Origin of the sequence: Pseudoalteromonas sp. SR45-4 (assembly GCF_014163535.1) — a bacterium.
GTDB lineage: Bacteria > Pseudomonadota > Gammaproteobacteria > Enterobacterales > Alteromonadaceae > Pseudoalteromonas > Pseudoalteromonas nigrifaciens.
Genome location: NZ_JACJDO010000012.1, coordinates 1 through 22,152, shown reverse-complemented (window position 1 = coordinate 22,152; position 22,152 = coordinate 1). Strand labels below are relative to the sequence as shown.

Annotated in this window: 14 protein-coding genes; 1 reads left to right on the top strand and 13 read right to left on the bottom strand. The window is 37.7% G+C overall.

Annotation, left to right across the window (positions count from 1 at the left end; genetic code table 11):
• Positions 1 to 112: 112 nt before the first annotated feature.
• The 12 genes from H5058_RS07295 to H5058_RS07240 form a co-directional block, all read right to left on the bottom strand.
• A complete protein-coding gene (locus H5058_RS07295; protein ID WP_182677486.1) occupies positions 113 to 1,030 on the bottom strand; it encodes a hypothetical protein in 918 nt (305 codons plus the stop codon).
• Entirely contained in the window at positions 1,030 to 1,506 is a 477-nt protein-coding gene (locus tag H5058_RS07290; RefSeq protein ID WP_182677484.1) for a hypothetical protein, read from the bottom strand. Before H5058_RS07290 ends, H5058_RS07295 begins: the two co-directional genes overlap by 1 nt.
• On the bottom strand, positions 1,507 to 2,157 hold the full coding sequence (locus H5058_RS07285) for a hypothetical protein (protein WP_220485805.1): 651 nt from the start codon (positions 2,155 to 2,157) through the stop codon (positions 1,507 to 1,509).
• A gap of 10 nt (positions 2,158 to 2,167) precedes the next feature.
• Positions 2,168 to 5,176: an ATP-binding protein gene (locus tag H5058_RS07280; protein WP_182677482.1), complete on the bottom strand. Its 3,009-nt coding sequence runs from the start codon at positions 5,174 to 5,176 to the stop codon at positions 2,168 to 2,170.
• A 1-nt stretch (position 5,177) separates the two neighbouring features.
• Positions 5,178 to 5,804, bottom strand: coding sequence for a hypothetical protein (locus H5058_RS07275; protein WP_182677480.1), 627 nt, complete (start codon positions 5,802 to 5,804; stop codon positions 5,178 to 5,180).
• A gap of 15 nt (positions 5,805 to 5,819) precedes the next feature.
• On the bottom strand, positions 5,820 to 8,612 hold the full coding sequence (locus H5058_RS07270; RefSeq protein ID WP_182677478.1) for a molecular chaperone DnaK: 2,793 nt from the start codon (positions 8,610 to 8,612) through the stop codon (positions 5,820 to 5,822).
• 385 nt (positions 8,613 to 8,997) lie between these two features.
• On the bottom strand, positions 8,998 to 10,167 hold the full coding sequence (locus H5058_RS07265; RefSeq protein WP_310735840.1) for a restriction endonuclease subunit S: 1,170 nt from the start codon (positions 10,165 to 10,167) through the stop codon (positions 8,998 to 9,000).
• A complete protein-coding gene (locus H5058_RS07260; protein WP_182677476.1) occupies positions 10,164 to 11,744 on the bottom strand; it encodes a class I SAM-dependent DNA methyltransferase in 1,581 nt (526 codons plus the stop codon). The genes H5058_RS07265 and H5058_RS07260 overlap by 4 nt, the downstream gene beginning before the upstream one ends.
• 192 nt (positions 11,745 to 11,936) lie before the next feature.
• Positions 11,937 to 12,932: a virulence protein RhuM/Fic/DOC family protein gene (rhuM, locus tag H5058_RS07255; RefSeq protein WP_089368407.1), complete on the bottom strand. Its 996-nt coding sequence runs from the start codon at positions 12,930 to 12,932 to the stop codon at positions 11,937 to 11,939.
• A complete protein-coding gene (locus H5058_RS07250; protein ID WP_182677473.1) occupies positions 12,933 to 16,376 on the bottom strand; it encodes a DEAD/DEAH box helicase family protein in 3,444 nt (1,147 codons plus the stop codon).
• Between the two features lie 70 nt (positions 16,377 to 16,446).
• Positions 16,447 to 17,583 carry a CRISPR-associated ring nuclease Csm6 gene (csm6, locus tag H5058_RS07245; RefSeq protein WP_182677471.1) on the bottom strand — a complete coding sequence of 379 codons (1,137 nt, stop codon included), beginning with the start codon at positions 17,581 to 17,583 and terminating at the stop codon, positions 16,447 to 16,449.
• A gap of 170 nt (positions 17,584 to 17,753) precedes the next feature.
• Entirely contained in the window at positions 17,754 to 19,349 is a 1,596-nt protein-coding gene (locus tag H5058_RS07240) for a hypothetical protein (protein WP_182677469.1), read from the bottom strand.
• A 376-nt stretch (positions 19,350 to 19,725) separates the two neighbouring features.
• Between H5058_RS07240 and H5058_RS07235 the strand changes: the two genes are divergently transcribed.
• Positions 19,726 to 21,246 (top strand): catalase, encoded by a 1,521-nt coding sequence (locus H5058_RS07235; RefSeq protein ID WP_182677467.1) that lies wholly within the window; start codon positions 19,726 to 19,728, stop codon positions 21,244 to 21,246.
• A gap of 309 nt (positions 21,247 to 21,555) precedes the next feature.
• Here H5058_RS07235 and H5058_RS07230 read toward each other — a convergent pair whose 3' ends face one another.
• The gene (locus H5058_RS07230) at positions 21,556 to 21,999 is read right to left on the bottom strand and encodes a hypothetical protein (RefSeq protein ID WP_089368412.1); all 444 of its coding nucleotides are present in this window, start codon (positions 21,997 to 21,999) and stop codon (positions 21,556 to 21,558) included.
• Positions 22,000 to 22,152 lie beyond the last annotated feature (153 nt).

The following is a 22,152-nucleotide window of genomic DNA, read 5'->3' as shown; positions in this document are numbered from 1 at the left end:
TAGCACCTAATTCGACCTCGAGCCTTTGCAGATTATCTGTGTAACAATAAAGTTAAGCAGACATCCGCTTGCCGAGTTAAATAACTGCTTAGTCAAAATTTATTTTTAACTATTAAAGAATAACAATCGATGGCTTAAGCACTTTACCTGTTTTAGTATTTATACAACCGTGAAATAAAACACTTTGAATATCGCCACTCATATTTTCACTTTTATTGTGTTTAATATGAGATTGGGTATCAAATTTATCCCCAGCTTTAACTCGCTGCAGTTCAAACATCGGATAAGCAAGCTTAAAGCGGTTAAACAACAATATAAACAGTTGGATAATACGCTCTTGGTCTGAGTTATTTCCTTTAACCACTTCCGCTTTAATATAATCCCACAAGTTAAAAATATATTTTTCTTGAATACCACAAGCAACTAGCCCTTTTACGCTAGGATCGGTAAATATATTATCCGTTGATAATTTGGTTTGAGTAGAAAGAGCATCATAGATTTCTTTAATTCGAAGATCTTCTTCAAAGTTATCGCGGTAGTATGCTATTTTTTTTTCTTGTTCTTCATATTTCGCTTTAATAGAATCATATTCTGTCTTTAAATATTTATAATTGCTAGAAGCCTCCGACAAGCTCTGTTTGTTTTGATTAAGGTTAGAAGTTACTGTAGATAAGTTAGCTTCTAAGCCTGACTTATCTTGGTTTAGTGATAAAATAGCTTCGTTGCTTTTATTTAAAGCGGAGTCTTTCAATCCGAGTAATGACTTAAGTTTTATAATAATTTCTTTCATTTCTTCATTCTCACTTCTTAATTTTATTACCTCAATATCTAAATTATTGCCTTCTTCTTGTAGTTCCTGAGTTAAAGTATTGTCATTGAGAGCTAAGTCTTCAACAACTGTTGTTTCTAAAGTCCTGTTAACTGCCGGTTTCAACATTATTTCACGCACTTTTCCTTGGACTTCACTGTCTTCCAAAAGTAATAAAAAACTCTGTTTTAAAGTTTGATCTCCAATTAATTGCTCATCCATTATTGATTGCCTCTTTTAAAATTCCTTGTCGCCTTTCGGTAATAATTCTGTAAAACATTACTATTGGCAGTATCTACGTCTTCAATACTTGGCTTAACGGTTTTTTTATCAACACTAAGTTGTTCACCTTTAACCGCACTGCTTACTTTAAGCCTTGTTGAAATATCTGGATAAAGAAAAGCTTGAGAACAAGCAGTGTCAATACCATTAATAATCCACTGAAGATCTTGTTCACTAGTAATAAACTTGTCAGCGATTGAAATACTCGTATCAACATTAAAAGAGTTAATATCTGTATCAATAACAAAGGCCAGCTTTTCAGTCGTAGTATATTCAATTTTATTTTTAAATTGTTGCCAGTATAAATTAACCGAAATCCACTCTTCTCCGGCAAAGCGAATAATCTCTAAGTCACCATCTATAATGCGACTCGTTTTAGCCATGTTATTTTTTACTTGAATATAAAAATCAGCCATTTACTTACTTAACCCCATAACCTTGCTTTCAATCTGTTCAATAGATAATTCAGGCTCTAGTTTTTGGTAAGCATCAACTAAGGCATTACTATGCTTCGTTGTTTCATCAAGAGAGAGCTCATCATTAAGGTAAAGCTCGTAGTTATCTAGCTTTAATTCCTTCTCTTTATAGGCCTTTATAGTCCCAATAATTTCATCAGTTTCTAGCTCTTGAGCCGCCACAGTCGCCATGAATTCAGGTGTCACTGTTGCATCTAGTTTTTCATTAATTCCTTTTAAAGTAATAGAGGCACCAATAGAAGAACGTGCCAAAAGATCTTTTTCATCAAGGTTATCAAACGCCTCTTTATCAAAGGGAACGTTATTTCTCAAGTGATCAATATAGTCATTAATTGAATCGAAATCTTCTGGCTTTTTATCACTTAACATAGCCCGCTCGCCTAGCTCTTCCATTGTATCTCCTGGGCTAATAATGCCTAAAGAAATACCCACCGACTTAATGGCGTCAGACACTTTTGCCGCAAGGCTTATTCCTAAGCTGGCAATGCTTGTAGCAGCACTTGCAATGCTACTACCAATACTTGATACTGTGCTACTTATAACGCTACATGCACTGCTCACAGCACTACACAAACCACTCCAAAAACCCATAGTTATTTCCTTAATTAAAATTTAATTTTTTATTAGTACAAAGCGCATTTCTTTGTTCCATATTAAATGCAACTTCAGAGTTTTCGAGCACTGCATATAGGTAAAGCCTTAAACAGTCGCTTCGACTATTTAGCTGTTTTTCATTCTCATCTGTTTCTGCAAGCGTTTTATAACAAGTGGTAAGAATATATTGATGCATAAAACCAATACCATAACCTTTAATATAGTTATGTAACTCAATGTTTGATTTATAATTTTTTACAGTGTTAATCCAAGCAAGCATTGGATTCCCTTGTAATATATCCTGAATAACATCTGCTGAAGGTTTACTTTCTAAAAGCTCTAACCCCTGAATTAAACCTAACTTGTAATTATCCGCATAATATTGAAGCGCTATGTTTCTAATTTCTTCAGGATCAACATCTGTTTCTTGTGTTGTACTAACAAACTCTTTTATTTGAACTTGAAGAGGTTTTGTCGTCCCCGAAGTAGATAAAATAACACGACCAGGTTCAAGATTTGATAAAAAGTCTTTTTGCTCATCAGATAACGCCATAGTGTTTCCAACCGCTTCTTTATCATCTTGAGCAAAAAGTTTATGAATAATTTTTGTATTCGTATTTTTTAAAACTTCTGGTGTTAGTTTATTTGGAATTTGATCAACAATGATCAGAGACTCCCCATACTTACGCACTTCTGCCAACATATCAGAGAATGTTTCAACCCCCTGTTTTTTATTGGAGCTATCCCCTGTCTCAAATTTAGATAGTAAACGGTGTGCTTCTTCAATCAGTGTAATATGTCTAAACTTCTCGCCGCGCTTTCTATATTCTTCGTGATTAGCACGTACGGCTTCATTTAGATTAGCTAAAACAAACCCCATAATTAAAGACTTTTCACTTGGGTTACGGATCTCTTCAAGTTCTAAAATCACATTGCGTTGCGCTAAGTCTTTAAAGTTTATAGACCGCGGTGTATTTAACATTTGGCCTTTAGAGCCTATCAATAACCCTTGCAAGCGTGCTTTTATTGACCCTACATAATCCTGTTTTAACCTATCATCAAAGCCTTGCTCGTTTACAACAACCTCAGTCATATCAATCAATTCAGCAAGCGTAGGAAACGCATACACCCCTGGGGCAAATGGGTTTTCATAATAGCTATTTTTAGAATTAGCAATATTCCAACCTTTAGCCTCGTAGCAACGATAAATAGCAGCTTCTATTAATTGTGGTATTGCAGCTTCCATATCAAAAGCTGATTCTATACTCGCCTTTATCATATCGACTCTAGAGGTAATATTTTCATGGGGGAAAAATTCAAAAGGGTTGAGTCTGAAAGGAGCAACATTATCGTTACCCAAGGTAAAAATTAAAATGCTGTTATCTTTTTTTGTTAGTACTCTGTATTCTGTTTTAGCTGGCTCAATGACTAAAAATGGCATTTGAGCTGAGTGTAATAATCGATGGCAAGTTGTCGTTTTACCACTTCCTGTAACACCTGCTATAAACGTATGTTTGTCTAAGTCACGCTTATCTATACTCACCTCTGTTCTCTGCTTTAAACCACTTTTAACTAGGTTACCCAAAAAGAGTTTGTTTTCATCACTGGCCTGTTGCGTCATATTCAAGCCAAATTCAACTTCTTCTTTTAAAGTTAACCCCACAACTTCTTTCTGAGGTAGACCAGCAACAACACTCAATTCATTAGTAGAGAGCCAATTACATAAATATCGATTAAAAGGGTTTCTAGAAAGCAATAGATTTAATTGATGGATATTGTTATCACTTTTCGCAGCATCAGCACTTGCTGCTTGCAATGCAGGCAATTGGAAGTTTTTTAATGTAGAAATCTCATTTTTGACCGTCAATTTTTTAAGTTGTAAAGGTGACTTGTTCGCCTCTTCACCCGAAAAAATTGATTTTGCCGTATTTCCTAGCTTTAAAACACTAGCCTCAGAGTTAGATAATAAGTAAATATTAGACAGATAAAGCCCTTTATTTTTGCCTATTTGAATCCGTTTTAATAACACTTCATCAATATAACTAACCCAATCTTGCACTGTTTTATCTGAAAACTCACGAGATTCACTAGATGATGTACCTGTTTGCTCCGATGTACTTGTTCCTCGGTTGCTGCCTGTAGCCGTAGACTCTGAGGTGCCTTTCGTTGTACTTTCACTACCATTTATATGGCGACTATGGTCGGTCTCAGAAAAGCCTGATGATGACTGCTTACTACCTTCGGTGTTATTTGTCCCTTTGTTTGTAGTAACCGATTTACCCGTATTAGTTGTTACAGATTTACCGTCATTTTCACTCGTTGTTTTAGTGCTACTAGAACCTTCAGAGGCTCCTTCTGTCTTAGCCTTATTTGTTCCGTCTTGAATGCTTTTTTTAGATAAGGGCAGTAATTTGTCATAAATTTCATGTAATTGCCCTTCAAGTTCGTTTACCTCAGTCAGTGAAAGAGGATCAGCCAAAACAGCTAAGCAAAACTTATCGCCACTCATTATATCAACCAAACGGTCAACACCTTGAAACTGTTCGTTATCTTCATGAACGCTAGGGACGCCTTCAAGTTTAGAGACTTTAGAAAAAGCATCCACATCGCTTTTAACTTGCTTGCGTTCATATTTATCAAGCTTTTTAACTATGCTTCCTCTAAAATTCCCCTCTAAAGAGGGTTTTAAAATACTTTCGCCTATATCGTCAACATCAAGGGATAAATCTCCTTTGTAGCGCTTATCTTTTGCAATACCAAATAAAAACTTAACGCTTTCTCCATCGCCAATGAGTAAATAAAGAAAGAGAATACCTTCAATATTTAACGAATTTAACACATTCTCAAACGCCTCTTTTCGAGGAAGTTCTTCATCAAAAGTTACTTCTTTTATGTGGTAAAGTGAAAATTCATGCTCAGCTAGTAAAAATGGCTTTTCAATAGCAGGTACTTGCACAGCTGCATCTATACTATTTGCTTTTAAAAGTTCAACTAACGATTTTTTTATCCTTGCCATTTTAAAAATCCTTCATTACAGCTTGTTCGGCTTCTTGTTGAGTCATAGATGGTTCAGCATTTTTATAAGCGCTAACCAAGCAATCACTATGTTGTTTAGTTTCATTCAATTGGAGCTGGCCGTCACTGTAAGCTTCTATTTGCTCTAAATTTAAGCCACTGCCTGAATACGCTTTAATAATCTCGAAAACCACTTTCGAACCTAAACCTATCTCTGCTACTTTATTTAAAAATGGTAAAGAAATGTTGGTACTCAATTCCCTGTTCAAGCCTTGCAATAAAATGGCACTCCCTATCGCCTGACAGGCTAAAACATTTGTTGGTTCATCAGTTAGCGTTACTTCTGTCACATCATTTCGTAAGTAATCTATATAATCATTAATTTGATTAAAGTCTTCGGGTGTTTTATCAGCAGAAATAGCTTTAGCGCCTAGCTCATTAACGCTTTCATTCGGTTTAAGAACGCTCGAAGCAATGCTTAACTGCTCAATGACTTGAACAACCTTAGGTAAGTTTTCACCTACTGTTTTTAATACCATAGGTGCGGTTCTAACTAGCATTGGTCCTAGAGTCGAAGCTAATTTACTAACCGCTGTTATTATTGTAGGGATAAGTGTAGGTACTAACATAATCTTCCTTAAATATTATAGTTCTAGGCTTTGAGGTTCATTTAGATAAGAGTTATTTTTAATGTCCTGCTCATCAGCTATCACGTACTCAATCTGAGTAGGTGATATAATTCTTAAGTAAACCATTGCATCGTTATCGGTCATATCAAGCTTAATGGCTTTCTTTTTAATACCACTGTCAGCAATAGATACATTCCCTGTGCTTGATGTTGGTTGTTCTGTGTAAAACAATTCAAATTTTTGATAGCTAGCATCAATAAATTCAAACCATTGATTAAAATTACTTTCACGGTCTATTATTGGTTTAAATTTACCTTTACGGCTTTCGCCTAGGTAATATTTAAAACGAATATCATCATCGCCAACATTACGGTCAATCACCATTATATTGCCGCCTTCTCGCGACTCAATTAAACCAAAAGCAACGCCGGTTTTACCGGTTGGTTTTTCAAGGTCAGTTTTATCAGCGCCTAGTGGCGCAAATAATTTAAAATGGCTATTACCACTAATATTGCCAATCGCTTCATCTTGTAAGTTAATATGCTTTTCAAATAATGCATTAACAAAGCTAGACTGGCTTGAGTTACCCGCTAAAAATATTTTTACATCATCAATATCATTTAACGATTCTTGAATATTGCTAAAAGCCAAACGCAGCGCATTAAAAAAGTTTTCAACGCCTCGTTCAATACGATCCGATAGCAGCTGTGTTAGCTCATCCTCATCAACATCAAGCGCAAAAGCAGAATGTTGAATACCATTAATATCGGTAAGCGTTATACTCAGCTCTCCAGAAGCATCAATCGAAAAGCCTTCGTGCTCTTCCCAAAATGGGCGCAAAGCAATACATAGTTTTTTTGTGTTGTTTCTTGCTTCTTGTGAATAACTTAGTAGCTGTTCACCACCTGCAAATTCATCTTTTTCAGGGTGTTTTTCAAATTGAATTCCCGCTTTTAAAAGTGCTATTTTGTTTTTCTTAAATACTTCAAACGCTAATAATTCTAAAAGGTTTTCACCACCAAGAAATTGATCTCCACCAGCACCAAAGTGCTCTATTACGTAGTCAAAACGGCGCTCTTTTCCACTTTTAGCTTCTCTAAAAATACCAAAATCAAAATCGGTTGTTCCGCCGCCAAAGTCAAAAACGCCATAAAAAATGCGTTCGTCGCCTTCAGGGTCAAAGTCATGAGATTTAAAGGCAGTTAGGGCATAAGCAGCAGGCTCACTCGCCCCTTTTATAACGGTTAATTGCTCAATAGTGTCAGGCCCTAATTCAGCAGGAAGTGACTTTTTAAGTCCTTTTTCAAAACTTTCTATTATTTTATCGCGTACGGGCATTTCGTAAGTCACAGGAAACGACAATATGTAGTCCATAAAAATGCCATTATTTAGGTTATTAATATATAAACCTAAATAATAAGCATAAATTTCTATAGGATTAAAATCGTCATCCGATAGTTCTAAAAATGGCGGTAAATCGATCACCTTACCTTTTTGACCAACTACTTTAAGCTTTCTATTTTTATCACCCGCCCATTGTTTTATTTCATCTAAAAAGGTATTAAATTGGCTCGACTCTGTGCCTTCCATTGCATTTTTTGCCGTATGGGAAATAGTTAAATCTTGCCAACGGGTATACGGTTTATTGGCTTTTGCACCATAAGCACTAATAAATGCGTCAAGGTCTCTAAATTCCATAATTGTTGGGTTTTCATAATGATGGGCTTGTATATCTGTACGTAAATCCCCAGTGCCCACTCGCATAGGATGAATATTCACGTTATCTTTTTGATACACTACAACGGTACTTTTAGTACCAAAATCGATTGCGACCACCCCATCGTTAATACTCGATTTTGGGTCGCGCGCAACCATTGGAATGGGCAAGTTAATACTTTGTTCATTAGTATTTTCAAGCTCATCGGTCCATAAAGACCAATGGCCTAGCTCGGTATCCTCTATCATTTTTAAGTGGTACGGCGCTAGATCGGCGCGAATGTGGTCTTCTAGCAGTAAGCTATCTGTTATTTTTTTAGAAACTAGCTGATTTAATATTTCACTTTGATCATTGTACTTTTCAATCGCAGCTTTGTTTTTGTAATTCAGTGCAACAATTAATGCTTTGTATAATTCATTATCTTTGAGTTTACGCGGGACGAAACCACTGTAGATGGCATTAATAAACACTCCTTTACCGCCATTCTCAGCCACATTTCTCTGAGGTAAATACGGTAAACACATACCGGATCCAATATCTTTCAGTTCATCACTGTCACAATAAAACCCAGAGATTAAATCATTATTTTTGTAAATGTTCCAATTACTAAACGCAACGGTTTTGTATGAGCTAAGTGTGAAAGGTGTATTAGATAAATTAGTTAAACACTTTAAAGTTGATAAGTCTGGCACATCCCATTCATTAAACGCATCTTCCAGCTCTGAGTTTATAATTTCAATAACATCAGCACAAAGATCCCCAGAGCTAAACCAATTATTTTTATTGAAGTTTTTTATCTTATCTTCGCAAAGCATCCAGAAACCTTTTGCATCCTTATCATGGTAAATATCACCTTCAAAGCTTATCCAGCGGGCTGCCTTAAATTCACTCTCAACAATCGAAAAACATGAATTTAAAGCTTTCAACAATGGCTTGTCTTTATCATCGGCTTGACCATTAATAAATGCAGCGATTTCTGCTTGTATCATCTCACCTAGGTTCGCCACCATGTTGTCAAATGACCCATCTAATCCTTTTTGCTGTGCTTCTTTATTCGACAATGTCCATTGAGAAATTATTTTTGTATCCATTGTTTACCCTTAACTAAATTTTTTATTCTGAAAATAACCTATTTAACAGTTACATATTGCAGCAGTTTAAGAAAACTAAACTACTAAATAGATTACTAAAATTTTAATGTGAGTTTATTTTCACAAGCTTGTAAATAAAACTCCTTTTACAACTTTATTATGGCATTAAGCATTAGCCATTTGCCTTTGGCTATACCATTCTACGCTCAACAAACAAAACCCCGACACTAAAATGATAGGTAAATAACGCTGCAGCGATGGGAGCTTCTAAGTTTCTTTTTGATAAAAACTAAGTGATAAAAATAGTTACATTGTCGAACTCAAAGGGTTTACTTATTGTTTCTAGCATATCAACGTCCTTGTTATTCTTGTTTTAAAGTAAGGGCTATAATTTGCTAGCGAAAGCTTTTTGACTTAGAGATTCAAATAAAGGCTCATTCAGAGAATCTATAGCAGAGGTTTTGGTTTTCAAAAAAGTCTCTTTTATTACTGTAAATTGCTCCAATACTTCATCAGTAGGTACAGGTATCTTAATATTGCCAACAATAGTTTTATTTAAGTTGGGCATAGTTGCGCCTTGTGATTCAGACTCCAAGTGGTTTTTAATTGCCTGACTAGATAGTAACTTGTTTAAGTACTCTGAAAAAACGCCTGTTTGTTTTGGCCTAATGAACAAGCTGCCTGTCCCGCACATCCAGCCATCTTCTTTGCCACTGACTATCGCACAACGCCCCATTTCACCCCTGCGGCCCATAACTATATCACCCGTTTTCAGATGATACTCTGATAAAGAAGCATGTTTTTCATCCGAAATGGTTAAGTTTGTTTTTGGAATAATTTCCCCTTTTACAATGTGTGTAGGGTTAATCAGTGGTATACCGTTTTCCATGTAGTCTTCTTTATGAAGTTGCGTACCGAATGGCCCAATTTGAATTCTCGCTATGTCCTTCAAGTTTCTTACTTCCCAGCCCTTCGGATTAGTAACTGGATCTCCGAACATGTCTAGGAATACGCTGCGGAGGAAGTCGTCGGCAAGTTTAATGGCTTGTTGGCGTTTGCGGCGGATGGCATCGGCTTTATCTAAAATCGCGGCTAGGCGCTTTTGCTCGTCCAATGGTGGTAATGGGATTTCAAATTCTTTTAAAAATGAGGCCGATATATTTGGTTGTGCTCCTCCAGAACCTGCTTTAACAAAATCAGATTTGCAATCTTTCATTAAATAATAGAAATACTCCAAATCGATTTTTTCGTTAGGGGTAAAAGCTGCACATGCTTGATTTGTACAAGCTTCGACATTCAAAATAGAACATGCACCGATTGTGGCACCATACATCGCAAGTAATACAGTTCCTTCCGGGTATAATCTAGTTGAAGATCCATCTAGTCCTTCTTGAGTAATAAATTCTGATGCAGATTCAACATATTTATGATGTAAATCGCCTGTTTTTACCCAATGTATAGTTCCACCTTCGTAGTACTCCTTTTTCTTCCGTGAAGGGGTACCACCCGAAGTAATCTTAAAAATGTCACCCAATTTCACCAACGGCCAACTCACAGCATCCCCTCCAGCTCTTTTAAATCGACTAAAATCTCGTTTTCCAATGACACTAACTTGCCTAAGATTTCTTTTGGTGGATCGTAGTGCTCTTCTTCATAAACCACTTCTTTGTAGCGGTTGATGGAAAGATCATATTTATTTGAGGTGATGTCGTCTTTGCTTACCCAAAATGCCTTCTGGGTTTTATCATTGCTATCACTTGTCGCGGTTGCTTTATCACGGGTTTTAAATTCGCTGATTAAGCTTGGTAAGTCGTTGGCTTTTATTGGTGTGCGTTTGTCATCCAAGCTAAAACCATCGGCTTGTACGTCGTAAAACCAGACGTGATCGGTGCTGCCACCTTTGGTAAATATAAGTATGGCGGTAGAAACGCCAGCGTAGGGTTTAAATACACCACTTGGCAGTGAAATTACGGCTTCTAGCTGGTTGTTGTCTACCAGCATTTGGCGCAGTTGTACGTGCGCTTTTGATGAGCCAAAGAGTACGCCGTCGGGCACGATAGTCGCTGACTGCCCACCTACTTTTAGCATGCGCTCAATCAGGGCAACAAACAGCAGTTCGGTTTTTTTAGTTTTTACTTTACGTAATAACTCGGGGCATACGTCTTCTTCGTCTAGGCTGCCTTTAAATGGCGGGTTGGCGAGTATTATGTCAAAGCCTTCTTTTGCCTTTTGCGGGTAATGCTCTTTAAAGTTTTGGCTTAGGGTATCTTGATAATGAATGCCCGGTTGTTTAATGCCGTGCATTACTAAGTTCATGGCGGCTACGCGTAGCATGGTTGCGTCAAAGTCAAAGCCGTTGAACATGTTTGTATCTATGTGGCTGCGCTGCTCTGGGGTTATTAAATCGCCTGAGTAAAGTAAGTTTTCAAGCGGTTTACCGTTATCATCAAGCTGTATATTGCCATTTACGTCAAGCACAGGTTCGCGCTCTATGCCCTCGGCTGATGTGTATTTTTGTAATAGGTATTCGTAACTTACTGACAAGAAGCCACCGGTGCCGGTTGATGGGTCACAAATTTGGCTGGTGGTGCTTGGATCCATCATTTCGACCATGGCGCGTATAATATGGCGCGGAGTTCTAAATTGGCCGTTAATGCCTGCGGTAGTAAGTTTGCTAAGCAAGTATTCGTACAAATCGCCTTTGGTGTCTGAATTTTCAAGCGGTAGGTCGTTTACCATTTCAACCGCTTTTACCAATAAGCTTTGCTTTTGAATCATTAATTGCGCGTCTTTCATAAACTCATTAAATACCGCGCCTTCTGGCGATACGTCGTCTGAAGTTTTTGAAAAAAACGGAAATAGCTCATCTTTAACCAGTTTGTATAACTCTTCGGCCCCTAAATGGCGCAGGTTTTGCCAGCGAATATGTTGCTCGGCGTCGCTAAAGCGGCGGTTAAACGGCTGCTTAGTACGTGCGCTGCGTTTTTCGTCGGCTTGCTCGTTCATGTCGAGCATACGGGCGTACATTAAAAAAGTAATTTGCTCTACTACGGTTAGCGGGTTAGTGATACCGCCTGTCCAAAATTCTTCCCATAGTTTGTCTATTTTACTTTTTAAAGGTCCGGTTATCATAGTTTTCCTAGTGTGAGCTGTTTATTGCGCTCGTTGTATTGGTTAAATTTTATATCATGGTGTCGGATGGTGCTTTGCCTATTCAACATCGTCGGATGGCGCTTTGCCTATTCAACATCATCGGATGGCGCTTTGCCTTATCCAACATAGTCGGATGGCGCTCTGGCTTATCCAACCTACGTTTTGTGCTATTTAATTTTGGCTTAATAAATTTTCGATTAAGCGAATAATGGTGTCTTTTTCTTTAGGGTTTGACTCAGCCACTAATAAAGTAATAGCCGCTAAGCCTGTGTCGTTTATTACGGGTTGATAATTTTCATTTAACAGGCGTTGATTACGATTTAGAAAATCGACAAATAAAAATGCTGCGGTGCGTTTATTGCCATCACTAAATGGGTGGTTTTTAACAACAAAATATAATAAATGCGCCGCTTTACTTTCTATGCTTGGGTAGGCAGGCTCACCAAATACACTTTGATCTAACGCGCCCCAAATTGCATTTAGGCCATTGTTACGCTCTTGTGCAAATAACTTGGTGGCTTCGCCTTTGTTTATAAGGTTTTGCTTAAGCTGTGAAATTGCGATTTTTGCATCATTAAGTGGTGTAAGTGCACCGCCTAATTCCCCTTTTGGTGAATTAAGCAGTCCTTCATCATACTGTTGTAGCCATAAGAAGGTTTGCGTGTAACTGGCAATTATATCTACAAGCCCTGCACCAAACTCACTGTTTTGTGGCAAAACAGCAATACGTTTAACGAGTTGTAATGCGTTATCTAGCTCTGTTGCATTTTGTGCTAATCGCTCTTGGTTTAAAGTGTAGCCTTTTAATAAATGCTGCTTTAATGTTTTAGTCGCCCATTGGCGAAAGCGCGTTGCTTGGGTTGAGTTAACGCGGTAGCCCACGGAAATAATAGCATCAAGATTGTAAAATTTAGTTTTTGATTTTTGTGTTTTCCCAGCTATTGCACCGTGTTCAGTGGTTTGTTCCAAAATGGAACTAACCACTTCTTGCTCCAGTTCACCAGTCTTAAAAATATTAGACAAGTGCTTTGTAATAGCGGGTCGCTTCGTTCCAAATAAATCAGCCATTTGCGCTTGAGACATCCAAAGCGATTCATTTTTAAATTGAATATCAAAAGATAACGAACCATCCGGAGTTTGGTATATAACAACACCTTGATTAGCCATTTACAATCTCACCTCTTTTTCAACAGATTGGTTTTTATCACCCAATTGTACATCAAACTGCTTAATAAATTGCTCTATTACGTCGGCTTGTTGCTGGCTAAATACGCCATCGAGCCCCATGTCGTGTATTTGTGTAAAAGGTGCGTCGTAAAGCTGGGCTATTTCAATAGAGCCGTGGCGAATTAGGTGGTTTTTTAACATACCAATAAAGCGCTGTTGCTTGGCATTAACATGGGTGTGTATTTGCTGCACAAAGGTTGTAAAGCTTTGCTCTATGGCGTTTTTATCCATGCCGACTATGGTACGCAATATTTTGTCTAAGCTAGCGGTTGATTCGGGAAAAAACTCTTTTAATGTATTTAAATCAACACTTGGGTTTTGCGTATGCACTAACGAGCTTAATTGCGCTAAGTCGGCTTCGGTTACTTGTTCGCCATTGCGAATTTTTTGCAGAACGCTGTCGGTTTCAAATAACGGGGTGAGTGTTTTTTCAACCTCTTGTCGGTATATTTGATAATCAATAGAGACTATTTTTGTAAGCCTGTCGGCTTCGTGTATTTGGTTTGCGTCTTCTTTTATATCGAGTATAAAGTCACTTTTTGGCGGTGTTATGTCTTTATTACGCAGGTGTATAATACTGCGTAAATTAATGCGGCTTTGCTCAAGCGCTGCATGGGTTAAATACTGCCAATATTGCTCGGTTTGTATTTCTGCTATTGCAGGTGCTTTGCTACGTACTTCGTTTAAGTGCATTTGTAGCGATTCAACTTTGTTCATTACATTTTGTTTAGCTAAATCAATTTGGCTTTCATCGGTAATTAACAGCGTTTGAATGGTGGTTAGCTCAGAATCAAATTTATACGCTTCACTTTGCCCCATAATGTTACGCCATTGCATAAGCGGCGCTACTTCTTCTAGCAACGTTTGTACATCATCAGGAATAAACTGGTTAAGGCGTTTTAGGTCTTTAAAGGTTTCGACCACTTGCCAGTTGTCGCGCACCGATATTGATTCCATTGGTAGTAAGCAAATATCGTCGTGAATTAATTTTATTGTTTGGTCAAACACATCCATATTGGCTTTTTTGAGGGCGGTTTGTGCAAGGGTTACCCGCGCTTCAAATAGCTTTTGCAGTAACGATTTAGCTTGTTTTACGTCTTCTTCTTCTGGGTTTTCATCAAAGTATTCAAAATTTGCCCAGTGGTCGAATATTAAAAAGTGAGTTTTGTGCTTACCTGGGCCATATAGGTTTTCGCATAAGCGTGTGCCACGGCCAATCATTTGCCAAAATTTTACTTTTGATTTTATGGGTTTGGCAAATACAAGGTTTACACATTCTGGTACGTCTATGCCGGTGTCGAGCATATCGACCGATACGGCTATGCGTACGCTGTTTTCGTCGCTTGATTTAAAGTCGTCTATTAGCTCTTCAGCACGTTCGTACTTTGAGTGAATAACGCGGCAAAAATTAGCACCATGCTGCGGGTAAAGCTCGCTAAACAGCTGCGCCATTAATTCGGCGTGGGCTATGTTACGGGCAAATACTATTGTTTTACCTGGCAGTTGGCCGTCTTTATCGCGCAGGCCTTTTTCCATTAGGTTACGCAGTATGAGCCTGTTGGTGTCTTTATTTTTAATGGCTTCGTCTATTTGTTTTGCATCAAAGTCGAGCTCGTTCGGATCAATGCCTTGCTCTTCTAATTGGGCTATTTGCTCATCAGTTAGGTTGTCTTTTTTAATGCCTTCGCGCAAAAACTGTGTGGTGTAACTTACAATTTTGTAGGGGACTAAGTTGCCTTGTTCTATGGCGTCTTCAAGCGGGTAATTGGCTGTTGGCATTTTGTAATCACAGCTAAATAAATCACAGGTTGAGCGCGATACCATTTCTACCGGCGTGGCGGTTAAGCCCACTTCTAGCGCGTCAAAGTATTTAAAAATATCGCCATAAATATTGTAAATTGAACGGTGCGATTCATCGGCTACTATTAAGTCAAAGTGACCTACGTCGTACTTATTCATTATACGCAGCATGCCTGGATAGGTTGCTATAAATACTCGCGCACTCGCTGCGGTGTTTTTAGCGCTTTTGCCTACAATGTGTACTGGCTCTTTGGTGTGTTCGGTAAAGGCATTACCCGCTTGTTTACGTAGCTCTTTTCGGTCACATAAAAATAGTACGCGCTTAGCCCAACCTGCATCGAGCAGCCGTTTTGCAAGGGCGATAGATACGCGTGTTTTACCTGTGCCGGTTGCTTGCACAATAAGCGCTTTGCGGTGTTTGTCGCTAAAGCGCTCACACACACGGGTTATGGTTTCCATTTGATACAAACGCCCTGCTACTGCGGTATCTATTGGCGTGGTGTTTAGCTCTTTTTTAAGCGTGCGCTGCTTTATTAAGTACTGCAGGGAATCTTTTGAGTAGTAACCGTATAAACCACGGCTGTTATAACCTTGCGCGTCGTCTAGAATTTTTATATCCCAACCGTTCGAGTAAAAAATAACGGGCCGTTGGCCATATTGCTTTTCGAGCGCGTTGGCATAAAGCGTTGCTTGCTGGCGGCCTTTTTCGATATTTTCGCGGGTGCGTTTGGCTTCTATTACAGCAAGTGGCTTTCCGTCGTCATCCCATAATACGTAATCAACATAACCTATGCCTGTTGTTGTAGGTTGGCCTGTTACTTTTATCTCTTTGCCAACGTCTTCTGTTGATTCGTCGTCAAGTGCAACATGCCAGCCTGCATTACGCAGGTCTAAATCGATGATACGTTTACGAGTTTCATCTTCGTTAAAGTTAAAGCTTGAGTTAACAATTTGCTCATTTCGGGTTTTAACCTGAGTAAGCTTTTCTGCATCAATAGTTTGTTTTAGTTTTGCTGTTTGCTGCTGGGCTTGTTTTTGTGCAAGCTCTGCGGCTTCTAGTTCGTCAAGTGCGCGTTTTAAACGGGCTTGATTTTCGGCTAGCTGCTGAGTGAGTTGTTTGTTCTTTTTAGCAAACTGGGCATCGCTTTGATTGCTAGGTTGTGCTTGCTCAGGCGCTTTAAACTCTGGGCATTCTTGTTGCGTGCCATTGGCATAAGCCATAAACAAATAAGAGGCTACAAAGTAGCTTTCTTTTAATATCCAAATAGCTTGTTGTTGATCTACTTTGCCTTCATGCGCGGCTTGGTTGCCGCTTTTACGTATGGCGTGGAGCTTATCGGTTATTAAACGCGGCACGGCACTGGTAAAGTCGTCGGCGGTGAGTTTATCGAAAATGTTAGACGTTGGTAAAACAGGTAAGCTAAGCTCTTTGTATAAGTAGCCTACTACTTTTTCGGCAAAGCAACGCAGCTTAACCAATGAGCTTTGCGGATCGGTAATCGCATAGTCTTCTGCAAAAGCGGCTAACTGGTGTAGCTCTGGCCACTTAGATTGAATATGTTCAAAGTTCATTGACTGCTTCATTCCTGATTACTTCCTTATCAACTAATTTACCATGCGTTATTATTTTTATGCGTTTGCAAGCTTGAGAATATTAAGCTGTTATATTTATTTTTATGTTACTTGTTGCTGCACTTAACCAATAGCTTGTTTCAAAGCTTTGGTTATTAGAGTCAATCGCTACTTTTTTAGCAAGCTCGTTTGGTAACACCTTATTTATTTTATTGTTTATGCGGCTGCGCGTTTGTTGCACAAAGGTTTTTTCCATTACTTTCAAATCATTGTATAAACCATCTCTGAAATCTTCGGGCTCTATGCCAAAGGTGTCGCGGAATATACGTAAATCACTACTATTTTGCTGTAAAAGCGTGAGATATTCTTTGCTGTAACGCAAAGACTCTTCAAAATCACGACCCACAACTAGCTTTTTATGTTCACTTTGGCTGTATTGGTTTAACCATAAATAAAAGGCGGTTTCTTTTGCGGTAAGCTTAATTTCAATACCTGCAAAAGTGAGCGTTTTTGCTTTTGCGTTTACTTCAAGGGTTAAATCTTTTTTATGGGCTGAATTTAAACTTGCTACTGTTTGACTAAACGATGCGCTCTGCATTGAAGCAATTAGAGTTTCGTCTATAGATTGGCGCATTCGTACAAATGGGATTTCGGCAAGGGTTACCTTTGCATTAATACAGTTTACTTGTGTGCCATTTTTGCCATCAATAATATGGTCATAAGGTGTTGGGTAGTAAAAATCTCTGACAAATTCAAATTCGTTATTCACAAATACATGACTGAGCGAATCTTGCTCGCGCCCTAACAATGACATTGCATAACCTAAATAAAACGCCATTGTTTTGCGTCCACCAGCAATAGATGCATGAATGCTAATATCGTTTTTATTAGTAAGTTCAAACACTTTACGCGTAATAAAGTCGGCCATGTAGGTTTGTTCTATTTCAGATTTAGCATCATTAATAGGTTGACCTTTATCGTCTTCTATTAGCCATATATTTTCATCGGGAAGTTTAATATTGGGAAGTTGGTAATCTGCAATCAGTTTAGCTAAATGACCTTGCTTAAATAGCCCATCAGTAAGCATAACCTTTGTGCTTTTTGTTGTAATAACAAAAATCTCTTCAGGAATTTGCTTACCTTGCTGGTGAAGCGCAAAAAGAGTTTCGGTTAATACTTGTGGGCTTGCACCTGTCACAATAAGTAGAATGTGTTTCATCAAGAATCCTTTCGTATGAGATTACTGCATCTTATCCCAAACACGACCTGAGTGAAACTAGAAGTATTTATGTTATTGAGTTAATTAAATTTTTATTGTGTTTTTTAACATCATTTTGTTAACTTTAAATAAGTTGTTACCTATTTAAAGTTAACACTATTTGAGTATAACTATTTTTTGTTTGCTTTTTTAGCCTGTTTTTTAGCTATTTTTTGCTTTTGACGATTAACTTGTTTAAATGTTGTTGTTTGGCTAATAAAGGAGTTATCTCGCATTAGTGCCTTGCCTACAGGAAGCTTTAAAAATTGTTTAGCTTTTTCATGCCCTAGTTGAGCCGACTCTTTTATTAACGCTTTTAACCCAAAGCTGCATTTTACTTTGCCGCAGCTTGCTAGCTCTTCTTTCATCAACATTGCTATTTCAAACTGAATTTGTGCTTTTAGTTTTATATTTTTTTCTAACTTTATTGCGACACAACCAATCTCTATAGCGGTTACTCTGTGCGCAGTGTGTTCTTTTAATATGCTAAATAACCGAGTTTGGTAATACACTGTACCCGGCAAATTTTTATAAGTATTAATAAGCTCGCTAACTACATTTAATTTTGGTGTTTTACCCCAGTAACCAAAGTAATCACAAAATGCTTTTAAATATTGATACCCTGGTGCTTGCGTTGCTTGAGCTGTAATTAACGCCGTACGAGCTCGTTTTTTTGCCAAATCGTTTTCTTTATCTGTTAGCCATAATTCGAGTTTATTTGCAGCATCGATAGTAAATGAGTTAATTTCTTTATACTCAATCCCCTGCTTAACCCAATGATTATAAATACTATCATCTGATCTATAGTGTTTTTTCTGCAAAGCAACAATAGCTTGATGATAACCATGCTTTGCAGACTCCTCACAAAGAATCCACGCTCTTTTAGGCTGACCTATTACACTTAAATAATTAGCATATAAAAAGTATGATTCACCCGTAGTGCATTCTTTTATAGCCTGTTTATAACAATACTCTGCATTTATAATTTTAGACTCTTCTAAAAATTTTTGCTCGTATGCTTGTGCATATAATTGCCACGTACCTGAAGCATTTAATGAATGCGCCCGAGATAACCAATACTCTAAATCTTTTTTATTTAGTGTGTTATACGCTTTTTTATTTGTTTTATTACTCAAAGTAGATACTTGATTTTTTATTGAAAGCAATTGCGAATACGCTTGCTCGGCAATTGCTAAATTTGCTTGGGGGCATCCATTTAAAGCAAGGTTTACATTAGAAACGGTATTTTCTAAAACAGGCTCTTGCCATATAGCCTGCTCTCCTAGCTCATTTGCTAAATTAAAGTAAGAAAACTGAGCTAGTTCAAAAGTAGCCTTTAGTGTTTGCTTTACTTGTGTACGACTACTACTAACAACTGAACGCCAACTCCCTTGCCACTCCTGAGATGCATGAACCCCATGATTAGTGCTTGTTCTTATTAGGCTTAACTCATCAATAATATAAGTTGGAACCGTAGATAAAAGCTTTAACTGATTTATTTTTTGACTAAGATCTGAATTTTTAGCTAACTTTAAATTAAAAAACTGTGCTGTTTGATGGCACCAAACCTCAGCAAACAAGCGAGCTTTGAGTAAAGCGCAACTATGGTCGGTTGAATAATAATATTCCATTTCGTTTGCTAAACGATATAGTTCCGGAAAAGTTGATTTAATAAATTCAAAATTGGTGATCGAAACTGAATGAGTTGTTTGTTGCATTGTTAACATTATTTAAGCCTTGTGTACTTTAAGGCTTTTAATATTAAATTAAAAAATTTATTAAAGAGGATCGCAAGCTTGTGAAGTAGTTTTAACTATTTTGTTTAATACAAGGAAGTATCATTCATAGCATACTTATTTATGTTTGCCGTACTGCTTTAAGAAGACTCAAACCATACCTTACAAATAAAATGACCTTTACCTTTAAAGTTTAATTTGTACTCAACACCGCTATTCTAAAAACCTTTCTATGAAAACTTTAAATGCGATTTTACAGGGTTCTACCTCGGCTAATTCTCGTACTATACTATTTGGGTTATTAGTATAGTATTGAGTAATCAGTGTATTTTGTTTTCATTCTAAGTAATCTTTAAGGAGCAATTGTATGAGTGATAAAAGATGTCCTTTTGACCATACCCCTCTCACCACTAACAGCGGTGCGCCTGTTGTTGATAACCAAAATAGTATGACCGCTGGTAAGCGTGGGCCATTACTTGCTCAAGACGTTTGGCTAAATGAAAAGCTGGCAAATTTTGTACGCGAAGTTATTCCAGAGCGCCGTATGCATGCAAAGGGTTCTGGCGCGTTTGGCACATTTACTGTTACTAACGACATTAGTAAGTATTCTTGTGCAAAAATATTCAGCGAAGTTGGTAAAAAAACCGAAATGTTTGCTCGATTTAGTACGGTTGCTGGTGAACGTGGCGCTGCTGATGCTGAACGTGATATTCGTGGGTTTGCATTAAAGTTTTATACCGAAGAAGGCAATTGGGATATGGTGGGTAATAATACCCCTGTATTCTTTTTACGTGATCCACTTAAATTCCCAGATTTGAATAAAGCGGTAAAGCGCGATCCTCGTACTAATATGCGCTCTGCAACTAACAATTGGGACTTTTGGACTTTATTACCTGAAGCGCTCCATCAAGTAACGGTTGTAATGAGTGATCGTGGTATACCTGCCTCGTATAGACATATGCATGGTTTTGGCTCACACACCTATAGTGTGTGGAATGAAGCCGGTGAGCGCTTTTGGGTGAAATTTCATTTTCGTACACAGCAAGGTATTAAAAACTTAACCGATGCAGAAGCTGCTGAAATAGTTGCTATGGATCGTGAAAGTAATCAAAAAGATTTATTTGAATCGATTGAGCGCGGCGACTTCCCTAAATGGAAAATGTATGTGCAAATTATGCCTGAAGCCGAAGCTGATAACGTGCCGTATCATCCTTTTGATTTAACTAAAGTATGGCCTAAAGGTGATTACCCACTGATTGAAGTAGGTGAGTATGAGTTAAATAAAAACGCTGATAACTACTTTGCTGACGTAGAGCAAGCTGCTTTTGCACCGAGTAATTTAGTACCTGGAATTGGTGTATCACCAGATAAAATGCTACAAGCCCGTTTAATTAACTACGCTGATGCACAGCGCTACCGTGTAGGCGTGAATCATAATCAAGTGCCGGTAAATCAACCTCGCTGCCCTGTTAATAGCAATGCGCGCGATGGACAAGGCCGTGTTGATGGTAACTATGGCGCAAGGCCACACTACGAACCGAATAGCTTTGGCCAGTGGCAAGAGCAGTCACAATATGTTGAACCGCCACTTAAAATTAATGGCGATGCTAAACATTACGACTTCCGTGAAGACGATAGCGACTACTTTAGTCAGCCACGCGCTCTTTTTAACTTAATGAATGATGAGCAAAAAAAAGCGCTATTTAGTAATACTGCGGCACAAATGGGTGATACCTATGACTTTATTAAATATCGTCATATTCGTAACTGTAATCAGTGCCATCCTGCCTATGGTGAAGGTGTTGCTAAAGCCCTTGGGATGACTGTTGCTGATGCAATAAAAGCACGTGAAACAGACCCTGCAAAACATTTACCTGGCTGCTTATAAACTATTAGTTATATCTAAATTTTAATATTACAGCTAGAAACACAGTTTTAATAAGCAAGGATGCTTTGTAATATTTGCTGCCCTTAAAGGGCAAATAATTTTATTGGCTTAATAGTGTAACCCGGTCTATTTGTGAGTTTTATGCTAAAACGCAGTTATTGCTAGCTGGCTTTTCTAACAAAAAGCCAGCTAATTACAGCAGTAATAAATGTGGTTAACCTTAATCTGTGGTTTAATTTATATAACCCATTTAAATAATGCACTTATATATTCTCCCTTATACCAGTTCCACTACATAATTAACCTTCTCTATTCATGACAGCTAATCATAAAAAATTCAAAACCGTTTTTCTGCTCACTTAAGTCTTGATTAAAGCCAGCCGACACATATAAAAAGCCATCATTTGCTACAAGCTGTTTAAGCTTATTTACACTATCAGAAAAGTCATCCATAAAATTAGTCTCGGAGTTTTCAAGCAACTTTTTATGCCCAAATAAAGCCTTTGGTGTGTACTGATTTGATTTAACAAATTCAGTTAACGTATCTTGATTAGAAAAGGTTTTAAAACCATGTTTACACTCGGCTAAAAATGCTAATAAATCCGCAAAGTCAACTTCAACAAATGTTGACTCTTCCATTACCCGAATAAAGGTTAAAATTAAATCATTTGAAAAAGTATCACCAAACTGACTTTTAATTGACTCTGTTATGTCATTTTTAACTTCAAGCGGGAACGCTTTATAACTTTTCATACTAAACTCCTTTTATTTATATTTAACTTAACCTGAATCTCGTTTAAGAAAATTGAACTAAATGCCTGTTCCGAGATCCGATCTTTCGACCAAGAACGATTGGATAAACAAGGAACAGGCATGATTAAATTAGTTGAATTGTTTTGCGATGTC

Coding starts and splice junctions, on each gene's coding strand:
- H5058_RS07250 (WP_182677473.1), bottom strand. CDS start 16,376: ATGAAGCAGTCAATGAACTTTGAACATATTCAATCTAAGTGGCCAGAG.
- H5058_RS07240 (WP_182677469.1), bottom strand. CDS start 19,349: ATGTTAACAATGCAACAAACAACTCATTCAGTTTCGATCACCAATTTT.
- rhuM (WP_089368407.1), bottom strand. CDS start 12,932: ATGGCTAATCAAGGTGTTGTTATATACCAAACTCCGGATGGTTCGTTA.
- H5058_RS07280 (WP_182677482.1), bottom strand. CDS start 5,176: ATGGCAAGGATAAAAAAATCGTTAGTTGAACTTTTAAAAGCAAATAGT.
- csm6 (WP_182677471.1), bottom strand. CDS start 17,583: ATGAAACACATTCTACTTATTGTGACAGGTGCAAGCCCACAAGTATTA.
- H5058_RS07230 (WP_089368412.1), bottom strand. CDS start 21,999: ATGAAAAGTTATAAAGCGTTCCCGCTTGAAGTTAAAAATGACATAACA.
- H5058_RS07295 (WP_182677486.1), bottom strand. CDS start 1,030: ATGGATGAGCAATTAATTGGAGATCAAACTTTAAAACAGAGTTTTTTA.
- H5058_RS07275 (WP_182677480.1), bottom strand. CDS start 5,804: ATGTTAGTACCTACACTTATCCCTACAATAATAACAGCGGTTAGTAAA.
- H5058_RS07260 (WP_182677476.1), bottom strand. CDS start 11,744: ATGATAACCGGACCTTTAAAAAGTAAAATAGACAAACTATGGGAAGAA.
- H5058_RS07290 (WP_182677484.1), bottom strand. CDS start 1,506: ATGGCTGATTTTTATATTCAAGTAAAAAATAACATGGCTAAAACGAGT.
- H5058_RS07285 (WP_220485805.1), bottom strand. CDS start 2,157: ATGGGTTTTTGGAGTGGTTTGTGTAGTGCTGTGAGCAGTGCATGTAGC.
- H5058_RS07270 (WP_182677478.1), bottom strand. CDS start 8,612: ATGGATACAAAAATAATTTCTCAATGGACATTGTCGAATAAAGAAGCA.
- H5058_RS07235 (WP_182677467.1), top strand. CDS start 19,726: ATGAGTGATAAAAGATGTCCTTTTGACCATACCCCTCTCACCACTAAC.